Source organism: Cyanobium sp. WKJ7-Wakatipu (assembly GCF_024345355.1).
Lineage (GTDB): Bacteria > Cyanobacteriota > Cyanobacteriia > PCC-6307 > Cyanobiaceae > Cyanobium_A > Cyanobium_A usitatum.
In genome coordinates this window covers 1-17,356 of record NZ_JAGQAY010000031.1, presented here as the reverse complement: position 1 = coordinate 17,356, position 17,356 = coordinate 1, and the positions used below count along the sequence as shown (strand labels likewise).

Annotated in this window: 20 protein-coding genes and 1 tRNA gene; 8 read left to right on the top strand and 13 right to left on the bottom strand. The window is 64.8% G+C overall.

Features of this window, described 5'->3' with window-relative positions:
- Positions 1–23 precede the first annotated feature (23 nt).
- Together KBY83_RS13180 and KBY83_RS13175 are read right to left on the bottom strand one after the other, a co-directional pair.
- Positions 24–1,319: a glycosyl transferase gene (locus KBY83_RS13180; RefSeq protein WP_255019992.1), complete on the bottom strand. Its 1,296-nt coding sequence runs from the start codon at positions 1,317–1,319 to the stop codon at positions 24–26.
- Between the two features lie 16 nt (positions 1,320–1,335).
- Positions 1,336–1,417, bottom strand: a tRNA-Leu gene (locus tag KBY83_RS13175).
- 130 nt (positions 1,418–1,547) lie between these two features.
- Here KBY83_RS13175 and accC point away from each other — a divergent pair.
- Positions 1,548–2,906, top strand: coding sequence for an acetyl-CoA carboxylase biotin carboxylase subunit (gene accC / locus KBY83_RS13170; protein ID WP_255019979.1), 1,359 nt, complete (start codon positions 1,548–1,550; stop codon positions 2,904–2,906).
- 13 nt (positions 2,907–2,919) lie between these two features.
- Here accC and KBY83_RS13165 read toward each other — a convergent pair whose 3' ends face one another.
- Positions 2,920–3,264, bottom strand: coding sequence for a YggT family protein (locus KBY83_RS13165; protein ID WP_106632599.1), 345 nt, complete (start codon positions 3,262–3,264; stop codon positions 2,920–2,922).
- A 90-nt stretch (positions 3,265–3,354) separates the two neighbouring features.
- Between KBY83_RS13165 and psbX the strand changes: the two genes are divergently transcribed.
- The 4 genes from psbX to KBY83_RS13145 all read left to right on the top strand — a co-directional run bounded on the left by psbX (position 3,355) and on the right by KBY83_RS13145 (position 5,525).
- Entirely contained in the window at positions 3,355–3,477 is a 123-nt protein-coding gene (psbX, locus tag KBY83_RS13160) for a photosystem II reaction center X protein (RefSeq protein WP_106632598.1), read from the top strand.
- A gap of 85 nt (positions 3,478–3,562) precedes the next feature.
- Entirely contained in the window at positions 3,563–4,459 is an 897-nt protein-coding gene (locus KBY83_RS13155; protein WP_255019978.1) for a Ycf66 family protein, read from the top strand.
- Positions 4,460–4,494: 35 nt separating this feature from the next.
- On the top strand, positions 4,495–5,040 hold the full coding sequence (locus KBY83_RS13150) for a Tol biopolymer transporter periplasmic protein (protein WP_255019976.1): 546 nt from the start codon (positions 4,495–4,497) through the stop codon (positions 5,038–5,040).
- A gap of 68 nt (positions 5,041–5,108) precedes the next feature.
- On the top strand, positions 5,109–5,525 hold the full coding sequence (locus KBY83_RS13145; RefSeq protein WP_255019975.1) for a hypothetical protein: 417 nt from the start codon (positions 5,109–5,111) through the stop codon (positions 5,523–5,525).
- Between the two features lie 12 nt (positions 5,526–5,537).
- Here the strand turns inward: KBY83_RS13145 and KBY83_RS13140 are convergent, their stop codons facing one another.
- Genes KBY83_RS13140 through KBY83_RS13130 form a run of 3 tightly spaced genes read right to left on the bottom strand, consistent with a single transcriptional unit; the run spans position 5,538 to position 8,138 of the window.
- The gene (locus KBY83_RS13140; protein WP_255019973.1) at positions 5,538–5,750 is read right to left on the bottom strand and encodes a chlorophyll a/b-binding protein; all 213 of its coding nucleotides are present in this window, start codon (positions 5,748–5,750) and stop codon (positions 5,538–5,540) included.
- 16 nt (positions 5,751–5,766) lie between these two features.
- Positions 5,767–7,758, bottom strand: coding sequence for an ABC transporter ATP-binding protein/permease (locus KBY83_RS13135; protein WP_255019971.1), 1,992 nt, complete (start codon positions 7,756–7,758; stop codon positions 5,767–5,769).
- A gap of 38 nt (positions 7,759–7,796) precedes the next feature.
- Positions 7,797–8,138 carry a histidine triad nucleotide-binding protein gene (locus KBY83_RS13130; RefSeq protein ID WP_255019970.1) on the bottom strand — a complete coding sequence of 114 codons (342 nt, stop codon included), beginning with the start codon at positions 8,136–8,138 and terminating at the stop codon, positions 7,797–7,799.
- A gap of 56 nt (positions 8,139–8,194) precedes the next feature.
- On the opposite strand from KBY83_RS13130, the gene KBY83_RS13125 reads away from it, so the two are divergent.
- Positions 8,195–9,772, top strand: a complete 1,578-nt coding sequence (locus tag KBY83_RS13125; RefSeq protein WP_255019969.1) for a YifB family Mg chelatase-like AAA ATPase — start codon at positions 8,195–8,197, stop codon at positions 9,770–9,772.
- Between the two features lie 22 nt (positions 9,773–9,794).
- Here the strand turns inward: KBY83_RS13125 and rpsU are convergent, their stop codons facing one another.
- From rpsU to def, 4 genes are all read right to left on the bottom strand, one after another.
- Complete coding sequence (rpsU, locus tag KBY83_RS13120) at positions 9,795–9,965, bottom strand: 30S ribosomal protein S21 (protein WP_010304532.1); 171 nt, start codon at positions 9,963–9,965, stop codon at positions 9,795–9,797.
- 77 nt (positions 9,966–10,042) lie between these two features.
- On the bottom strand, positions 10,043–10,681 hold the full coding sequence (locus tag KBY83_RS13115; protein WP_255019968.1) for a DUF3747 domain-containing protein: 639 nt from the start codon (positions 10,679–10,681) through the stop codon (positions 10,043–10,045).
- 54 nt (positions 10,682–10,735) lie between these two features.
- Positions 10,736–10,933, bottom strand: coding sequence for a hypothetical protein (locus tag KBY83_RS13110; RefSeq protein WP_254941524.1), 198 nt, complete (start codon positions 10,931–10,933; stop codon positions 10,736–10,738).
- 12 nt (positions 10,934–10,945) lie between these two features.
- Positions 10,946–11,530, bottom strand: coding sequence for a peptide deformylase (def, locus tag KBY83_RS13105; protein WP_106632630.1), 585 nt, complete (start codon positions 11,528–11,530; stop codon positions 10,946–10,948).
- 88 nt (positions 11,531–11,618) lie between these two features.
- Here def and KBY83_RS13100 point away from each other — a divergent pair, with 88 nt between their 5' ends.
- Entirely contained in the window at positions 11,619–13,547 is a 1,929-nt protein-coding gene (locus KBY83_RS13100; RefSeq protein ID WP_255019966.1) for a prolyl oligopeptidase family serine peptidase, read from the top strand.
- An 8-nt stretch (positions 13,548–13,555) separates the two neighbouring features.
- On the top strand, positions 13,556–14,914 hold the full coding sequence (locus KBY83_RS13095) for a sodium/glutamate symporter (protein ID WP_255019964.1): 1,359 nt from the start codon (positions 13,556–13,558) through the stop codon (positions 14,912–14,914).
- Here KBY83_RS13095 and KBY83_RS13090 read toward each other — a convergent pair.
- The 3 genes from KBY83_RS13090 to KBY83_RS13080 form a co-directional block, all read right to left on the bottom strand.
- Positions 14,896–15,552, bottom strand: coding sequence for a class II aldolase/adducin family protein (locus KBY83_RS13090; RefSeq protein ID WP_255019963.1), 657 nt, complete (start codon positions 15,550–15,552; stop codon positions 14,896–14,898). The genes KBY83_RS13095 and KBY83_RS13090 overlap by 19 nt on opposite strands.
- Positions 15,545–16,645: an S-methyl-5-thioribose-1-phosphate isomerase gene (gene mtnA, locus KBY83_RS13085; protein WP_255019962.1), complete on the bottom strand. Its 1,101-nt coding sequence runs from the start codon at positions 16,643–16,645 to the stop codon at positions 15,545–15,547. The genes KBY83_RS13090 and mtnA overlap by 8 nt, the downstream gene beginning before the upstream one ends.
- A 170-nt stretch (positions 16,646–16,815) precedes the next feature.
- The gene (locus KBY83_RS13080; RefSeq protein ID WP_315858982.1) at positions 16,816–17,229 is read right to left on the bottom strand and encodes a DUF1543 domain-containing protein; all 414 of its coding nucleotides are present in this window, start codon (positions 17,227–17,229) and stop codon (positions 16,816–16,818) included.
- Positions 17,230–17,356 lie beyond the last annotated feature (127 nt).

Here is a 17,356-nt window from a genome sequence, read left to right as displayed (position 1 = left end):
AATGAGTCGCAAGCCTAGGCAGCTCAGTCGGGGATATTCAGCTCAAGGGCACTCAGCTCTGGGGGCAGCAGCTCCTGCACCAGAGCCGCCAGGCTGGCCACTGCCCCCGGCTGGCCCCGCAAGCTGCGCAGATCGGCGCGCATCTGCTCCAGTCGCTCCGGTGCCGCCAGCCAGTCGGCGGCTTCGGCGGCGATGGCCTCAGGGGTGATCGCCCCAACCCGCTCAGGCACCACCAAGCGGCCAGCGGCAATATTGGGAGAGGCCAGAAAGCCCCGGTGGCGCAGGCGCCAGGCCGTAATCAGCACCCCAAACAGCCAGCGCAGCAGGGGCAACCGCCCCAGCATTCCGGCCAGTCCATCCCAGGCCTGCATGACGTGCAAGTGCTGGGTTGGCACCAGCACCAGCATCGGCACCCCCAAAGCAGCCAGTTCGGCGGTGTTGGCGCCCACGGTGGTGAGGGCCAGGGAACACTGGCTCAAGCTGCCGTAAGCCGGATTCTCCCGAACCAGCCGAATCCTGGTGCCAGCTGGCGTCTCAAGTAGATCCGGAGCCAGCAGGCGGGGCTGACCCGACCGGTAGGTACGGGCGATCGGATTGGCAGGGCCAGCCTGATTCAGCAGCTCCTCCACCGCAGTGGTGGGAGCCAGGGGCAACAGAAAGCGACAGCCAGGACGAAGGGCCGCCAGCCGATCGGCCGTCTCCAGCAAAAACGGCATGCCCACACGCAACTTGGCCCGCTTCGAGCCCGGCAGCAGCGCCAACCACTCCCCTGCCGGCAAGGGCGCCTCGCTGCGGGCCGACTCCGAGAGGTCTGCCATCAGGTCACCTACCACCGTGCAGCGGGATGCCCAACGCGGTGCCAACTGGTGAGCAGCCAGGGGTCCCATGGCAGCGATGCGGTCGTTCCAGCGGGGCCAGCGGGCCACCCATTCCGCATAGGTGAGATGGCGGTAACCCAGCCGTGCCGAGAGCAGCACAGTCCAAAACTGATCACCCCCTAAAAACACCACCAGTCCCTGGCGTGGCCAGGGACCAAACCGCTTGGGGCGCAGTAGCAGGGACCAAAATTGACGAGCCGGCACTATGCGCTCAAACAGGCCCCAAGCGGCGGCGGCTCGATGCTCCTTTCCCGTGCCGTTTGGACAGGGCACAAGCAACAAATTGAGACTGCAGACTGCCCCAGGAACATCAGGCCGCAGCGGCATCTGGCGATGCAGGCGCTGGGCGAGGGGCCTAACCCAGGTAGACAGCTCTCCTGGGCCGTTGCTTACAAGCACGATCGCTGCCGAGGGCCGGATCGATTCGGGCAAGGCCTGGATGGCTCGAATTAAGAAATGCGGATGACGAGACTTGAACTCGTAAGGCCGAAGCCACACGCCCCTCAAACGTGCGTGTCTACCAATTCCACCACATCCGCATGTGGTTCGGATCGCTGGGCGCTCCGGTGCGAGCAATATACCCATCGCCGGCGCCAGAACCCTATGGGGGAGCTGTCCAGGCAGCACTGATACAGTCCGCCTCAGCCAATATCAGCTGAGACGCCGCGGATGCCCATCGGCAAGCTGCTGATCGCCAACCGTGGCGAGATAGCCCTACGCATCCTGCGCACCTGCCGGGAGCTCGGCATTCCCACCGTCGCCGTCTACAGCACGGTGGATAAAAACGCCCTGCACGTGCAGCTCGCCGACGAAGCCGTATGCGTTGGAGAGGCGCCCAGCAGCAAGAGCTACCTCCACATCCCCAACATTTTGGCGGCGGCCACCTCCCGGGGTGCTGACGCAATTCACCCCGGCTACGGCTTCCTGGCCGAAAACGACCGCTTCGCCGAGATCTGCGCCGACCACGGCATCACCTTTGTGGGTCCCTCCCCCGAGGCCATCCGCTCGATGGGAGATAAGTCGACCGCTAAGGCCACCATGGAGCGGGTGGGGGTGCCCACCATCCCCGGTAGTGCCGGCTTGCTGGCCAGCCCAGAGGCGGCTGCGCGCTTGGCCGAATCGATGGGCTACCCGGTGATGATCAAAGCCACCGCTGGTGGAGGCGGCCGCGGCATGCGCCTGGTGCCTGGGCCCGATCAACTCGAGAGCCTGTTCAAAGCGGCCCAAGGAGAAGCGGAGGCTGCCTTCGGCAACCCCGGCCTGTACATGGAGAAATTCATCGACCGGCCCCGGCACGTGGAAGTGCAGGTGCTGGCCGATCGCCACGGCAACGTGATTCACCTGGGCGAACGTGACTGCTCGATCCAGCGCCGCCACCAAAAGCTGCTGGAAGAGGCCCCCAGCGTGGCCATCAACGCCGACCTGCGCCGCCAGATGGGCGATGCGGCCGTGGCCGCCGCCCGCACCATTGGCTACGAGGGCGCCGGCACCGTGGAATTCCTGGTGGACCGCAGCGGGGCGTTTTATTTCATGGAAATGAATACCCGGATCCAGGTGGAACATCCGGTCACCGAGATGGTCACAGGGGTAGATCTGATCGCCGAACAGTTGCGTATTGCCGGTGGGGAGCCGATCTCGGTCACCCAAGACCAGATCAAGCTCTGCGGGCACGCCATCGAGGCGCGCATTAACGCCGAAGACCCCCGCCAAAACTTCCGGCCCGCCCCCGGCAAAATCACCGGCTGGCTACCTCCTGGCGGCCCAGGTGTGCGGGTCGATAGCCACGTGTACACCGGCTATGAGATACCGCCCTTCTACGACTCCTTGATCGGCAAGGTGATCGTCTGGGGCACCGATCGCCCCCACGCCCTCAGGCGGCTGCGCCGGGCCCTATCGGAATGCGCGGTGACCGGCATTCCCACCACCATCGACTTTCACTTGCAATTGCTGGAACGCCCTGAATTCCAGGCTGGCGACGTACACACCAAATTTGTCGAACAGGACATGCTTCCGCAGAAGGGCACCTAAGCCGGATCTGAGTTCAGCCGATCCCGACGCTCTGGGCCCTAAACAACACCTGACTGACAAGCCCCTGTTGCCCCACCAAAATTTCTCGCACCAGGCTGAGCAGGCCCACCCACACCACCGGCGTCACATCAACGCCACCGATCGGTTTGATCAGCCGACGGGTGAGGGCAAGCAAGGGCTCGGTAGGGGCTCCGACCAGGCGCATCGCTCCGCGGCTCAGATCAATTTGGGGATACCAGGTGAGCACGATGCGAAACAGAAAAAGCAAGGTCCAAAGCGCCAGGCCCAAGGCCAGGGCCAAGTGCAAGCCGGACAACAACGGCAGCCAGGACTGGGGTAGGGAGGTGGCTGCCGTCACAAAGATCTAAGTAGCTGAGCTCCCAGCGTAGGAAGCCGCCACCACTGCCTAGGATCGCGCCACGAATCAAGCCATAGAGCTGTTCCTGCCATGACGCCATCCCTGGCCAATTTCCTGACCAGCCTGCTTGCCGGCGCCGTGATCGTGGTGGTTCCCATCACAATCGGTCTGGTGCTGATCAGCCAAAACGATCAGCTTGATCGTCGCCTTTGAGCTCCTGCACCTGAATAACTCCAGGTCTCTAGCTGCTCGGGCTCAACTGCCTACACTGATGAGACGGACTGTCGGGTGAAAAACCGTGGTTAATGCCAGCCTGAATTGGGCCAGCATCGTGGGCATAGTGCTTGCGGTGGGCGGTGCACTGCTTTATTTCATGCGGAGCTTCAAGCCCGCACTCGCCCGGGATTACGACGTCTTTTTCGCTGCGATTGGCCTGCTCTGCGGCGGCATCCTGTTTTTTCAGGGTTGGCGCCTCGATCCAATCCTGCAATTTGGTCAGTTTCTGCTCGCCGGCACCACGGTCTTTTTCGCCTACGAAAGTGTGCGCCTGCGAGGGGTAACCACGGAGCAGGCTCGCCGGTCGTCCTACTTCGACGACGAAGAACCAATGCCCGAACCAGGCCCCTACAGGCCCAGAATGGGCGGCCGCGCCTGGGGGGAGGCCTCTACAGATCGCTTTGATGAGCCGGAGCCGCTTAGGCGCCGCATCCCCTCCCGCGGCGAAGCCGATGCGCCAGATGAGGAAGATTTTTACCGGGCACCCCGTCCCAGTAGTAGGGCCGCCATCCCTGAAAGGGCCGCCAGCCGCCGCCCACCCCAAGAGGATTGGGCACCCCAAAGCTCTAGCCGGCCCAGTATCGATTTCGGTGCCCGCAGGCGTGATCGAGATGGCGCAGTAGAGCCACGACGGGGCAGCCGGCCAACAGCCGCTAGTGAGGCCATGCCTCGCTCCAGCCGCAGGCCCGCGCCAACGGCCCCTGCTTCGGCCTCAGAAGCTCCTAGGGCTTCCCAACCAGCGGGAGTACCCCAAGGCTCACCGATCAGCCCAGCAACCCCTGCCAGCGGCAGAAGCAATCGCCCAGCGGCAAGCGATATCAGTGATGCGGACTTCACCCCAGTGAAACCCTCCAGTCGCCCCGAGCCCAGCCCCCGAAGCGTTAGCCCCCGGGACAACAGCTCCCGCTTCGACGACTGAAGCTTTTCGCCGTCAACAGATTTGGTCCCCTAGGGGTGTCTGCCCTGCTGCTGATAACCCTGAGCTTGCTTGTCAGCGGCTGTTCAGGTGGAGCGTGGCTGGCCCGTCGCAGTGCTGGCCCGGTTGGGGTGTTCAACGGCAACAGCCGCCAAGAACCCGCCCTCAGCGGCCAGGGGCGATTTCTTGCCTCAGTGATTGATCGAGGTGGCCGGGCCACCCTGCTTTTGCAGGAGCAGCCCAGCGGCCGAATACTGCCCCTGCGCCATTTCCAAAACCGCCAGCCCCACAGCTCCCCCTCCCTCAGCTGGAACGGTCGCTACGTGGCGGCCCTGGTGCAACAGGGAAACCAAAGACTGGCCCTGATCGAAGACCGAGCCAACGGCAACCTGCACCGGTTTCCCCTACCGGCGGACCGCACTGCAGTGCGCCTCAGCCTGTCCCCGGAGGCACGCCAGCTGGCGGTGCAGGTAGCCCAGGCTGGCCAGTGGCGCGTGCAGCTGTTTGATCTGCGCAGCCTGCTTGAGCCAGACCTGCCCGGCGGCCTTGCCGTTCAGGGGGGCGGAACGCAGCCCTCGCCATGAGGAGCTCACTAGCAAAAAGAGCCATTGCAGCAGCAACCGGCCTGCTGCTGGGAGGCTGCCTTGCCCCCATGCCGCAGCCCGTAGTGCCGCTCAACTCCCGGCTGGAAGCCATAGGTGCCAACCGGGATCCAGCCCTTTCAGGGCGCTGGCTGGCCCTAATCAGCGGCAGGGGCGGCCGCGAACAAGTGCTGCTGCTGGATCTGGAGCGCCAGCAGCCCATAGAGCTGCCGGGCCTGAACCGGGCCGATGCCCAACCGGTGAGCGTCAGCGTCGACGCAGCAGGAGAGCGAATTGCCCTGGTGCGACAGCTGGAGGGACGCACCGAGTTGGTGCTCTACAGGCGCTCCGTGCAGAGCCTGCAACCCATACCAATGGTCCCCAGCGGCGTTGCCCGCCAGGTGCAGCTGCAGGCCGATGGTCGCCAGCTAGCTGTTCAGGTGAGCAGGGGCGGGATCTGGCAGGTGGATCTGGTGCAAATTCCATAGGGCACCAGGCGCTCAGGGCACCAGGCCAGACCAGCGCAGAAACGTCTCGCCGCTCAGGGCTTCAATCAGCAACACGGCAAAGAAGCCCACCATGGCAAAGCGACCATTCACCCTCTCGGCGTAGCCGCTCCAACCAAAGGCAGGCACTTCGTCAGTTGTTGCACTAGTTGCGGCACTGGTTGCAGGGCTGATTTCTAGGGTCTGGTCCGGGCTTGGTTCAGGCATGGGGTCAGGTAGGGGATCAGGCGTGGCGGCCCACGTCATAGCCGGCCGCGGGTAGCAGCCGCCAGTTGCCGCTGCCATCGAGCTCCAGCACGGTGTCATGGAAGGCGGTGAGGGTGGGCCTATGACCGACGCTCACAAAGGCCATCTCCCGCTCAGCTAGCAAGGAATACAGGTGACGCTCCGTTGCCACATCAAGGGCGCTGGTGGCCTCATCTAGGACAACAAAACTCGGTGAATTGAGCAGCAGGCGGGCAAAGGCCAGTCGCTGCTGTTCACCTAAAGAAAGCAGGCGAGGCCAATCCTGAATGATGTCGAGATCGGGGTAGCGCCCAACAAGCTCGGGCAGCCGAACCTGCTCCAAAACATGACGCAGCTGTTCGTCACTAAAGCGATCTGGTTGCAGCGGGTAGCAAAGCTGCTCGCGCAGGCTGCCAAGCAGCATGTAGGGCTTTTGGGGAATGAACAGCAGATCTCCCTCGCTGGGCCGCTCCACCCGACCAGCAGCCGGGGGCCACAGACCACTGACCATGCGCAGGAAAGAGGTTTTGCCGCAGCCCGACGGGCCCACAACCAGCAAGCGCTGATGAAGATTCACCTCAACACTGAGGTCGCGGATCAAGGTGCGATTGGTGCGGGGCGGCACCAAATCAACATGGCTAATCAGGATCGAATTTCCACTGCTACCGGTGCTCGTGGCTGCCAACTGGGCTTCAAGCGCTGCAGCTTCAATGCCGATTGAATCAACCTTGCCCTGAAAACCCTCAAGACGGCTGATCGAAGCAGAGAAGGCCGCAAGACGATCAACGTTGTTCACGATGTAGCTGACCGAAGAGAACACCATCGAGAAGGCGAAGCCGGCCTGGCCGAAGACACCGAAATCGACCTCCTTGGCAAAATAGATCGGTGCGATCACCAGCCAAGGCAGGAAGCGAGAAAAATAATCATAGGATCGCTGAATGACACTAATGAGCGCCTCCCAGATGATCAGGCGATCATAATTTCTAATCGCCTCTTCAAGCCTCCTGCCTGCCTCACGACCCTCCTGTTGCTCGCCCCGATAGAAAGCAATGGATTCAGCGTTATCGCGAATATGAACCAGCCCATAGCGAAAATCAGCCTCCAACTTGAGCTGCTGATAGTTCAAGTTCACCAGCTTCCGGCTGGCAAATACAATTAGAGCAGTGCCACCAACAGAATAAGCAAGAAGCACCAAGGCCAGCTTGTCGCTAATAGTCCACAATACAATTATAAAACTGACGAAAGTAAGCAGGGCAGATATTATCTCAACCGTGACACTAAGACTAGTACCGGTAAAGCTGGCCGTATCTTGCGAAATGCGCTGATCGGGGTTGTCAATCTCCTCGATTGACTCATCATTCGGATTGAGAACGTAATAAGCCCGATTTGAAAGATATCGGCTCAACAGGCGGCCGCTCAGCCACTCGCGCCACAGAATGCCAAGCTTGGGTATTAAATAACTCTGAATAGCCCTGATCGGCAGGGCTATAATCAAGCAAAAAGCATAAATAGCAACGATCTTCCAAAACTCCTCAGCCTTGTAGCCAACCAGAGCATTTTCAATATTGCGAGCTACATAGCTAATCCCCACATTGATGCCATTGATAACCAGGATCAGCAAGGTGATCACCGCCATCAACAGCCAGGGCAACCAGCGCCCGTGACGCAACTTGCCTCGGAAAGCCACAAAACAGCCCAGCCCTCCGGCCAGCAGCACCATCACCAGCGGCCCGATCGGGCTGCTCCAAATTGCTGCCACCTGCTCGGGCACCCCGGGCAGGAAACGACTGCGCAATTCGGGAATCACGGCACCGGTCAGGGCCAAAACCCCAGTGAGCAGCAACAAGGTGCTACCTACGACCACCGCAAGCAATGCCACCACCAGCAGGAGAAACTGCCAGCTCTTGGTGTCGTCTACTGGCAGGAAATAGGGTTGGGCCAGGCGTTGCAACTTCGCCAGTTGACCGCGAAGAGCCTTGAGGGGGTTCATGGGGCAGGTCGGATCAGGTCATTGTCGCGGGCCCGCGGTCAGCCCGGGGGCCAGGCCAGCGGACGCCCACCAATCACATGCACATGCAGGTGAAACACGGTCTGGCCCGCATCCGCGCCGCTGTTGATCACGGTGCGGAAGTCTTGGAGCCCCTCCTGCTTGGCCACCTTGGCGGCCACCATTAGGAGGTGACCCAGCAGGTTCTGGTGCTCGGCTTGGGCCTCGGAAAGCTGGGGGATGGGCTCCCGGGGAATCACCAACACATGGACTGGAGCCTGGGGCGTTACGTCGCGGAAAGCCAGGCAATGCTCATCGGCATACACCTGATCGCAGGGGATCTCGCCGCGGAGGATGCGCCCAAAGATCGTGTCTTGGCTCACAAAAGCAACAGGGGTGGGACAGGGGTGGCACTAACGATGTAGTGGCCCATGGCTTGATGTTGGCACGGTGCAAGACGGCGGCGCTGCAGGGCCTGGAGGCCAGGCCAGTGCTGGTGGAGGTGGATCTGGCTCCCGGCTTGCCGGGCCTGCAGCTGGTGGGCCTGGCCGATGCGGCTGTGCAAGAAGCCCGGGAGCGGGTGCGCTCGGCTATACGCCACAGCAGCCTGAAGGTGCCGCTGACGCGGGTGGTGGTGAATCTGGCCCCCGCCGACCTGCGCAAGGAGGGGCCGGCTTTTGACCTGCCGATCGCCCTGGGCCTGCTACTGGCCAGTGGCCAGCTGGATGCCGCCAGCAACAACGAGGTTTGGAGCGCCGGCGAGCTGGGGCTGGACGGCAGCTTGCGGCCGATCCGGGGGGTGCTGGCGATTGCAATTGCAGCCCGTAACCATGGCGCCCGGGCGCTGGTGGTGCCCCAGGCCAATGCCTGGGAGGCCGCATTGGTGGAGGGGCTGCGGGTGTGGGGCGCCGCCGATCTCGGCCAGGCCTTATGGCGACTGCAGCATCCGCGGGCCCGTCCGGCCGCCCCTGCCACCGCCACCGCCCCTGCCCCCGCCCTTAAACAAGCCAACGCGCCGATAACCGCCAAGCCCGCAGCTGAAGATCTTGCCGACGTCCAAGGGCAGCCCCACGGCCGCAGGGCCCTGGAGATCGCCGCAGCCGGAGGCCACCACCTGCTGCTCTGCGGCCCACCCGGCAGCGGCAAAACAATGCTGGCCCAGCGACTGGCGGGGCTGCTGCCCCCGCTCGATCCAGCGGAGGCCCTTGAGCTCACCGCCGTCCACTCGGTGGCGGGACTGCTGGACAGCAGCCAGGGCTTGCTGCAAACGCGCCCGTTTCGGAGCCCCCACCACAGCTGCTCCGGGCCGGGGCTCATCGGTGGAGGTTGCCAACCCAGACCAGGAGAGCTGGCCCTGGCCCACCACGGAGTGCTGTTTCTCGATGAGCTGGCCGAATTTCGCCGGTCCGTGCTCGACCAATTGCGCCAGCCCCTAGAAGACGGCGAAGTCTGGATTCACCGCGCCCGCCAGCGAACTCGCTTCCCCTGCCGCATCACCCTGGTGGCCGCGGCCAATCCCTGCCCCTGTGGCTGGTTTGGCGACCCAGAGCGCAGCTGCAGCTGCGGGGAGGGCCAGCGGCGGCGCTACTGGGGCCGGTTGTCGGGCCCCCTGCTGGATCGCATTGATTTGCAGGTGGTGATGAGACGGCCATCCAGCGCCGCCCTAACGGCGCCGTTTAGGGACCAGGGCGGCAGCCCGGCCAGCGACGAATCAAGCGCTGAGGTGCGAGCAAGAGTCCGCCGGGCCCGGGCCCACATGGCTGCCCGCAATCCCGGGGGCTGCTGCAACAGCCGCATCGCCGGAGGTCAGCTGCAGCAAGTGCTTCAACTGGAAAGCGAAGCCTTAGAAGTGTGGGAGGCTGCGATTCAGCACCGGCAGCTAAGTGCCCGGGCTGGCGCCAGGCTGTTGCGGGTTGCCCAAACGATCGCCGACCTAAACGATCAAGCCAGCATTGGCGCAACTGCAATTGCCGAAGCTCTTACCTACCGGTCGTTTGATCAAGGGGTATCTCGCTAAGCGGGAGACCAGATCAAAGCGATCAACGGCGGCGGCGGCGCTGCTGGGCCTTGCGCTTGTACTTCTCAACAGGTGTCTCGTGGTGACGCAGACGCTTTAGGTCAGCGAAGATGCCCGCCTTAGACACCTGGCGCTTGAAGCGACGCAGGGCCGATTCAATCCCTTCGTTTTCGCCGACGGTGACCTGGGTCATGAAGCGCTGCGCTGCTCACAGAGCTTGCCAATGTAGCAACTGCCTTTCCGCTCTGACCACTCCCCACTACTTCGGGTTCAGCGCTTGGTGCCAGAGAGGCCTGAAATGGGGCTGGGCGCAACTACCGGCAGCCCAGGCTGGATCGCAGCATCAGGCCAGGTATCGCGGTAGAGATACACGTGGCCCAGATTGCGACCGCCGTAGGCCCGGCGCTTGAGCTGCCAGCCCGGTTCAAACACCAACTGGAGGAAGCCAGCGCCCTGGCCCTTAGTGCGAGCAACTAGCATTTCCGGGCCCGCCCCGGCCTTGGTTGGCACGGCCAGCAGCACGTTGTCGCCGCTCTGACGCAGAACTGTTAGGCGGTAACTCGTGGCCAGATCTGCACCGCCGACTCGCACCGAGTAGCCGTTGGCATCGATGAAGCGGCTGCAGATGCCGCTGAAATCAAAAGTTGCAAGCAGGGGGCTCACCGGAGCTGGTGAGCCTGGGGCCACGGCAAAACAAGGCCGGGTCGGCTTGACCTGCTCATAGATGTTGAGTTGGGCGCGGACGCCATCGCCGATGGGCGCTGCCACCAGAACAAAACGCTCCTGGCTGAGATCCGCAGCTTGAAACAGGGCGCTGGCCGCCGCTGGGGTGGCACCAAATGCCACCCCAGCGGCGAAAGCTCCAGCTGCCAGGGGGAGGTAATTGACACCCAGATGGGGCAATCTCATCACGGCATTGGCAAGCGACATGTGCTTAATCGTATGCACGGTATCCGGCAAGGTCTAGGCCGGCTTGTTGATCCGAATGGCCACCAACAGGGCCGCAACCGTGCCGGGCAGGCTCAGGCCCAGGATCCAGAGGGTGGTCTGCTGTCCCAGGTCGGGGTCGCCGTAGGCGAGCTCAAACACCGAGCCCGTGGAGGCGATGCCAAGTATGCAGGCAAGAGCCAGGAACAAGCCGGCCAGGGGTTTCATGGGCATGGAGAAGAACGATCAGCGGATGGAACGGACATCTGCCCGTTGAAAGCCCTTTTCCAGCAGGCCTTCATTGAGGCTGAGCTCATCGGTGACCCGGTCAACGAAAAGCACACCTTCTAAGTGGTCCATCTCGTGCTGGATGCAGCGGGCCAGGAGGCCATCAGCCTTGACCCGTTGGGGGCGGCCCATCTCGTCGCGATAGCTGACCTCAACCGTGGCCGGGCGCACCACATTCAGGTAAACGCCAGGGATGCTGAGGCAGCCTTCCTCATAAGTCTCGATTGCAGCACCGAAGCAGGCGATCTCGGGGTTGATCAGAACCATCGGCGCCGCGGCGGCATTCTCGGGATCAAGATCAATTACCAGTAGCTGCTTATGCACTCCCACCTGGGGTGCCGCCAAACCAATGCCCTTGGCCGCATACATGCTGCGCAGCATGTCCCGGGCCAGATCTCGCACACTCTCATCAACCTTGCTGATGCGCTTGGCAGGGGTGCGCAGCACCCCATCGCCAAGGGTGTGGATCGTGAGGGGGGACTCCTCAAGGGCATCCTTGGGCACTTGAACGCCGCGGCTGGCCTGAACGGCGGAGCGTGCCATCTGGGCAAAGCTGCCGGCTGAACTGCGGGCCAACGCGATACTTGATCGAACGACATCCACTTTAAGTCGTTATCCCTCGGTGCATGCGGTGGCTGACCCCCCTGGAGCCCTTCCCGCCGCTGTTGTGGTGGGCCAAACCCCCAGCCTGCGGGAGCCACGGCTACTAAACGGGGTGCTCTATTGGCTGGAGCAGCGACCCCATGAAGGGGGGCGCACGACCCTGCTGCGACGCTTGGGGCCAGACCAGCCAGCAGAGGAACTAACCCCTGGCAGCTGGAATCTGCGCAGCCGGGTGCATGAATACGGTGGCGGCAGTACGGCCCTGGGCCTCCGGAGCGATGGCCGGCCCGTAGCGGTGTTCAGCCACGACGGTGACCGCTGCCTCTGGCTGCTGGAGCTCGATAGCAGCGATTGCCAGCCGCGACGGCTCAGCCCGCCAGGTGCCTACGGCGGCGGCGTGATCGATGCCGGCCGCGACCGCTGGATCGGCGTACGGGAAAGCGGCAGTGATGAAGGTGCTGGCCTCGACCAGCTGGTGGCTGTTGGGCTGGAAAGTGGCGAGCCCCAGCCGCTGGTGGTGCCAGCCGACTTCTGCGGCTACCCGGCCCTAAGCCCCTCCGGCGCAGGGCTGGCCTGGGTGGAGTGGCAGCAGCCCTTCATGCCCTGGGAGCGCAGCCAGCTCTGGCTGGGGCACTTCGATGAGGCAGGCCAGCTCAGCGGCCGCCGCCTGGTCGCAGGATCGGGGGTGGAACCAAACCCGAACATTTCGGTGTTCCAGCCGCTCTGGTGCGGGCCCCACCTGGTGGTGGCAAACGATCGCTCCGGCTTCTGGAACCTCGAACAGCTCGACAACGCCGAGGGATTCGACGCAGAAACCCTGAGCGCAGAGGCGCCGCTTGCCTGGCAGCCGCTGCTGCCCATGCAGGCGGAATTCGGCATGCCCCAGTGGGTTTTCGGCATGGGCACCCAGGCCTGGGATGGCGAGCAGCTGCTGGCCACCGCCTGCCTGCAGGGGCGCTGGCAGCTGGGCCGCGTGGAGCTGCCGAGCCAGAGCGGAGGTGCCGGCCAGTGGCAGCCCCTGGCCATCCCCTTTGATGATCTGGCTGGTATTTGCGCCGAACGGGGACGGCTGGCCTGCATCGCCGCTTCAGCAACCGAACCAGCGGGCCTGCTCGAGCTGGACCTGGCCAGCGGCAACTGGTGGCACAGCCCTGCTGCCGCCTGCCCTCTGGCGCCGCAGGCGATCAGCCTGCCGCAGGAGCTGTGGTTTGAGGGCCACGGCGGCGCCCGCAGCCACGCCTGGTTTTACCCCCCAGCCGGGGGAGCCCATCGGGAGGCACCCTTGCTGGTGAAAAGCCACAGCGGCCCCACCGCCATGGCCCGCACGGCCCTGAACTTGGCCATTCAGTTTTGGACAACCCGAGGCTGGGGGGTGGTGGATGTGAACTACGGCGGCTCGACCGGATTCGGCCGCGCCTATAGGCAGCGGCTCGCTGGCCAGTGGGGCGTGGTGGATGTGGACGATTGCGCCGCAGCCGCCCAGGCCCTGGTGGCGGCGGGCCGGGCCGATCCCGACCGCATCGCCATCGAAGGCGGCAGTGCCGGCGGCTTCACCACCCTGGCCGCCCTGTGCTTTACGGACGTATTTCGCGCCGGCGCGAGCCGCTACGGCGTAGCCGACCCCAGCGCGTTGGCGTCTGAGAGCCATCGCTTTGAAGCCCGCTATCTCGATGGGCTGATCGGCCCCTGGCCGGAAGCGCGCGCCACCTACGAGGCCCGCTCACCGCTGGCCCACGCCGATCAAATCCGCTGCCCGGTGATCTTTTTTCAGGGCCTCGATGACAAGGTGGTGCCACCGGAGCAGACCGACCGCATGGCAGCAGCGCTCGAAGCCAACGCCATCCCGGTGGAGGTGCACCGCTTCCCGCAGGAGGGCCACGGTTTCCGCGATGGTGCCACTTTGATCCGCGTCCTGGAGGCCACTGAGGCTTTCTTCCGCCGGCACTTCAACCTGTGATCGCAACCTTGGCGAGCGACCTGCTGCCCAGCTTCGGCTGGTTGGCCCTGGCCCTGGCCTGCCTCAGCCTGATCCTGGCGGTGGGGCGAGCCCTTGGTGCCCGCTTGCAGCTGCGACTCTGGGGCATCCCCGAAGCCCTGCTGGCCGGACTGCTGGGCCTGCTACTGGCCCCGGGCGGCCCCCTGCCGCTGCTGCCTCCTCAGGTGATGCAGCTATGGGCCGATCTGCCGCTGGTGCTGCTCACCCTGGTGTTTGGCTCGCTGCTGCTCGGCAAACCCCTGCCCAAACTGGAGGGGCTGTGGCGGCCGGTGTCGGGGCAGGTGTCGCTGGCGCTGGTGCTGGCCTTCGGTCAATACGTGGTGGGCGGACTGGCGGTGCTGCTGGTGCTGCAGCCCTGGCTGGGGGTGAGCCCAGTGATGGCCTGCCTGATCGAGGTGTCCTACGAGGGCGGCCATGGCTCCGCCGCGGCGATGGGGCCGAGCTATGCGGCCCTGGGCTTTCCCGGCGGCCAGGCCCTGGGCCTGGCGATGGCCACGGTGGGGCTGCTGAGCTCCACTTTGGTGGGGGGGCTGGTGGTGGTGCTGGCCCGCAGCCGCGGCTGGCTGCTGGCCGATGCCCCTGGCAGCGCAGCCAGCAAGCCAACCACCACGGCCAGCGGCGATTCAGGTGGCGTGGCGGCCAGGGCAGCGGCTTGGGCGGTGAACCTGGCCCTCGCGGGCATGGCCGTGCTCACGGGCGTGGCGCTACTGGCCGGATTGCGCTGGCTCACCTCTGGGCTGGGGGATGGCGTTGCCAGCGTTGTTGATGCGCTGCCGGTGTTTCCGTTAGCGATCGTGGGGTCGCTGCTGGTGCGTTTAGCGCTGGAGCGCAGCGGCAAAGCCCATTGGGCCTCTTCAGCGGTGCAAGGCCAGGTGGGCACCCTTTCAGCAGATTTGCTGATCACCGCCGCCACCGCCGGGCTGGATCTGGCCCTGCTCAAGGCCGACTGGCTGCCGCTCACGGTGCTTGCCCTAGGCGGCCTGGTGTGGAACCTGGCGGTGACCCTGCTCCTAGCACCGCGGCTGCTGCCAGCCGACTGGTTTGAGCGGGCGGTGATTGAGTTTGGCCAGGCCACGGGAGTGGCGGCCAGCGGCCTGCTGCTGCTGCGCATGGCCGATCCAGACGACCGCAGCGACGCCCTACCAGCCTTTTCGATCAAGCAGCTGATGTTGCAGCCCTTTCTAGCCGGAGGGGTGGTGACGGTGGTGGCCCCCCTGGCGGTGGCGGGCTGGGGGCTGCCGCTTTGGACCGGCTTCTGTTTTGCCCTGGTGCTGCTGTTTGGCGGCACCGGGCTGTGGCTGGCGCGCAATCAGGCGCCGGCGCCGTAGTGCAGGGAGCGGAACTGCTCATGCACCGCAGCCATCTGGGCGGCACTGAGCAGCGGTGGCTCGCCGAGTTGCAGGGCCTGCAGATACATCTGGGCCAGTGTTTCCACCTCAACGGCGATGCGCAGGGCCTGATCGAGGCTGGTGCCGAGTGTGACCTGGCCGTGCTGGGCCAGCAGGCAGGCCAGCCGTCCATCAAGGGCCTGCACAGCAAGGGCCGAAAGCTCGGCGGTGCCAAAGGTGGCGTAACCGGCGCAGCGGATGTCATCGCCGCCGGCCACGGCGGTCATGTAATGAAAGGGGGGGATGGGGCGGCCATGGCAGGCCAGGGCCGTGGCATGGATCGAGTGGCAATGCAGCACCGCCTGGATCTCGGGCCGGCTGACGAGGAGATCGGCATGCAGCCGCCACTCGGAGGAGGGCCGCCGCCCACCAGCCACTGGCGCGAGGGGCTGACCGCTGGCAGCAATCGCCACCAGATCCTGCGGCTGCATCTGCTCAAAGGGCAGGGAGCTGGGCGTGATCAGCAGGCCACCAGGAATACGCACCGACAGGTTGCCTGAGGTGCCCTGATTGAGCCCGCTGGCGTTTAGGCACCGGGCCACCTCCACGAGCTGCTGGCGCTGCGCCTGCTCAGTCATTGCGATAAAGCTCCTGCAACCCAGCCTCGGTGGCCGCTGCCACGCCCCGCTCGGTGATCAGGCCCGTCACCAGCCGCGCCGGCGTGACATCGAATGCCGGGTTGAAGCCGGCGCTGCCCGTTGGCGTCAGCTGCACGGTCGTGATCGCGCCATCGGCGCCGCGCCCCTGGATGTGAGTCACCTCCTCGGCACTGCGGGCCTCGATCGGGATTTCGGCCACGCCATCGCCAATCGTCCAGTCGATCGTGGAGGCGGGCAGGGCTACATAAAAGGGCACGCCGTTGTCGTGGGCGGCCAGGGCCTTGAGATAGGTGCCGATCTTGTTGCACACATCGCCGCGGCGGGTGGTGCGATCAGTACCCACGATCACCGCATCCACCTGGCCGTGCTGCATCAGGTGGCCACCGGCGTTATCCACGATCACGGTGTGGGGCACGCCCTCCTTAGCCAGCTCATAGGCCGTGAGCGAGGCACCCTGGTTGCGGGGGCGAGTCTCATCCACCCACACATGGATAGGAAGCCCGGCGCGGTGGGCCTTGTAAATGGGGGCGAGGGCCGTACCCCAGTCCACCGTGGCCAGCCAGCCGGCGTTGCAGTGGGTGAGCACATTGAGCCTGGCGCCGGGCCGGGCCGCCACCAGCTGCTGGAAGATCGCCAGCCCGTGGTTGCCGATGGCCTCGCACATGGCCACGTCCTCATCGGCGATCGCCGCGGCCTCCGCCTTGGCCGCCTCGGCCCGCTCGGCCGGCGCCAGAGGCTGCACCTTGGCCCGCACCCGCTCCAGGGCCCAGCGCAGGTTGATCGCCGTGGGCCGGGTGGCATTGAGTTGCTCGAAGGCCGCCGCCAGGGAGGTGTCGCCCGGATCGGCCTGCAGGGCCAGCATCAGCCCATAGGCGCCTGTCACGCCGATCAGCGGCGCTCCGCGCACCACCATCGTGCTGATCGCGTCTGCCGCCTCAGCGCAGCTGCGCAGGGTGCGCGTCGTGAATTGGTGGGGCAGCAGGGTCTGATCGATAACACCGATCGCGTAGGAGCCCAAGCCGCCGTCCGGCTCTAGCCAGATCGTGCGCCAGGCCTTGCCGTCGATGTTCATGGCTGCATGTGGAGCGAAATCAGACTCTGATCATCCTTGGGGGGGGCTGGAGCAGATCAGCTCCAGGACCAGAAGCGGAACGATCCTGGAATGGACCGTCTCAAAATCCGTACAGTTTGTACAGAATCCCGGAGCCTGACGCCAACACAACAGCGCCCCCTGCCGCTTACTCAAATCAGCCGGTAGCCAAACCAATCCGGCACCTGGCTCTGGCTCAGGCCCTCGGGGTGGGGCTCCAGCTGCACATGCCAGCGCTCGCCGTCCAGCAGCTCCAGCTGCTCGATCGCCAGGCAGTCGTCTACGGCCACCAGATCATCCTTGTGCTGCTGCAGGGCGCCGCGCAGCCACTGGCGCTTAGCAGCCGCCTTGGCCGCCTGGGGCGAGCGAGCCACCACCAGGCCGAAGTGGTGCAGCTCCGCTAGGGAGTCGGGGCGGTAGGCGCCCAGGTTTACAAACCAGAGCCGCTCGGGCCGGGGCGCGGCCGGCTCGCGCCCGAGGCTCACCGCGAAGCCATCCACCGCTCGCACCGCCATGTAGCTGTCCAGGTGCAGGCCCTCACGCCTCCCGAACCAGTGCCGCCGCAACTCTGGACGTGATTACCCAGCTCACTCCGCACAGGGCGAACTGGTCGCATAGACTGGTACGCATATACCAGTTAGCCCATGTCGCGCAGTGCCGTCCAGTTTCAGAAAGGCCTCTCGCTGCCTGAGT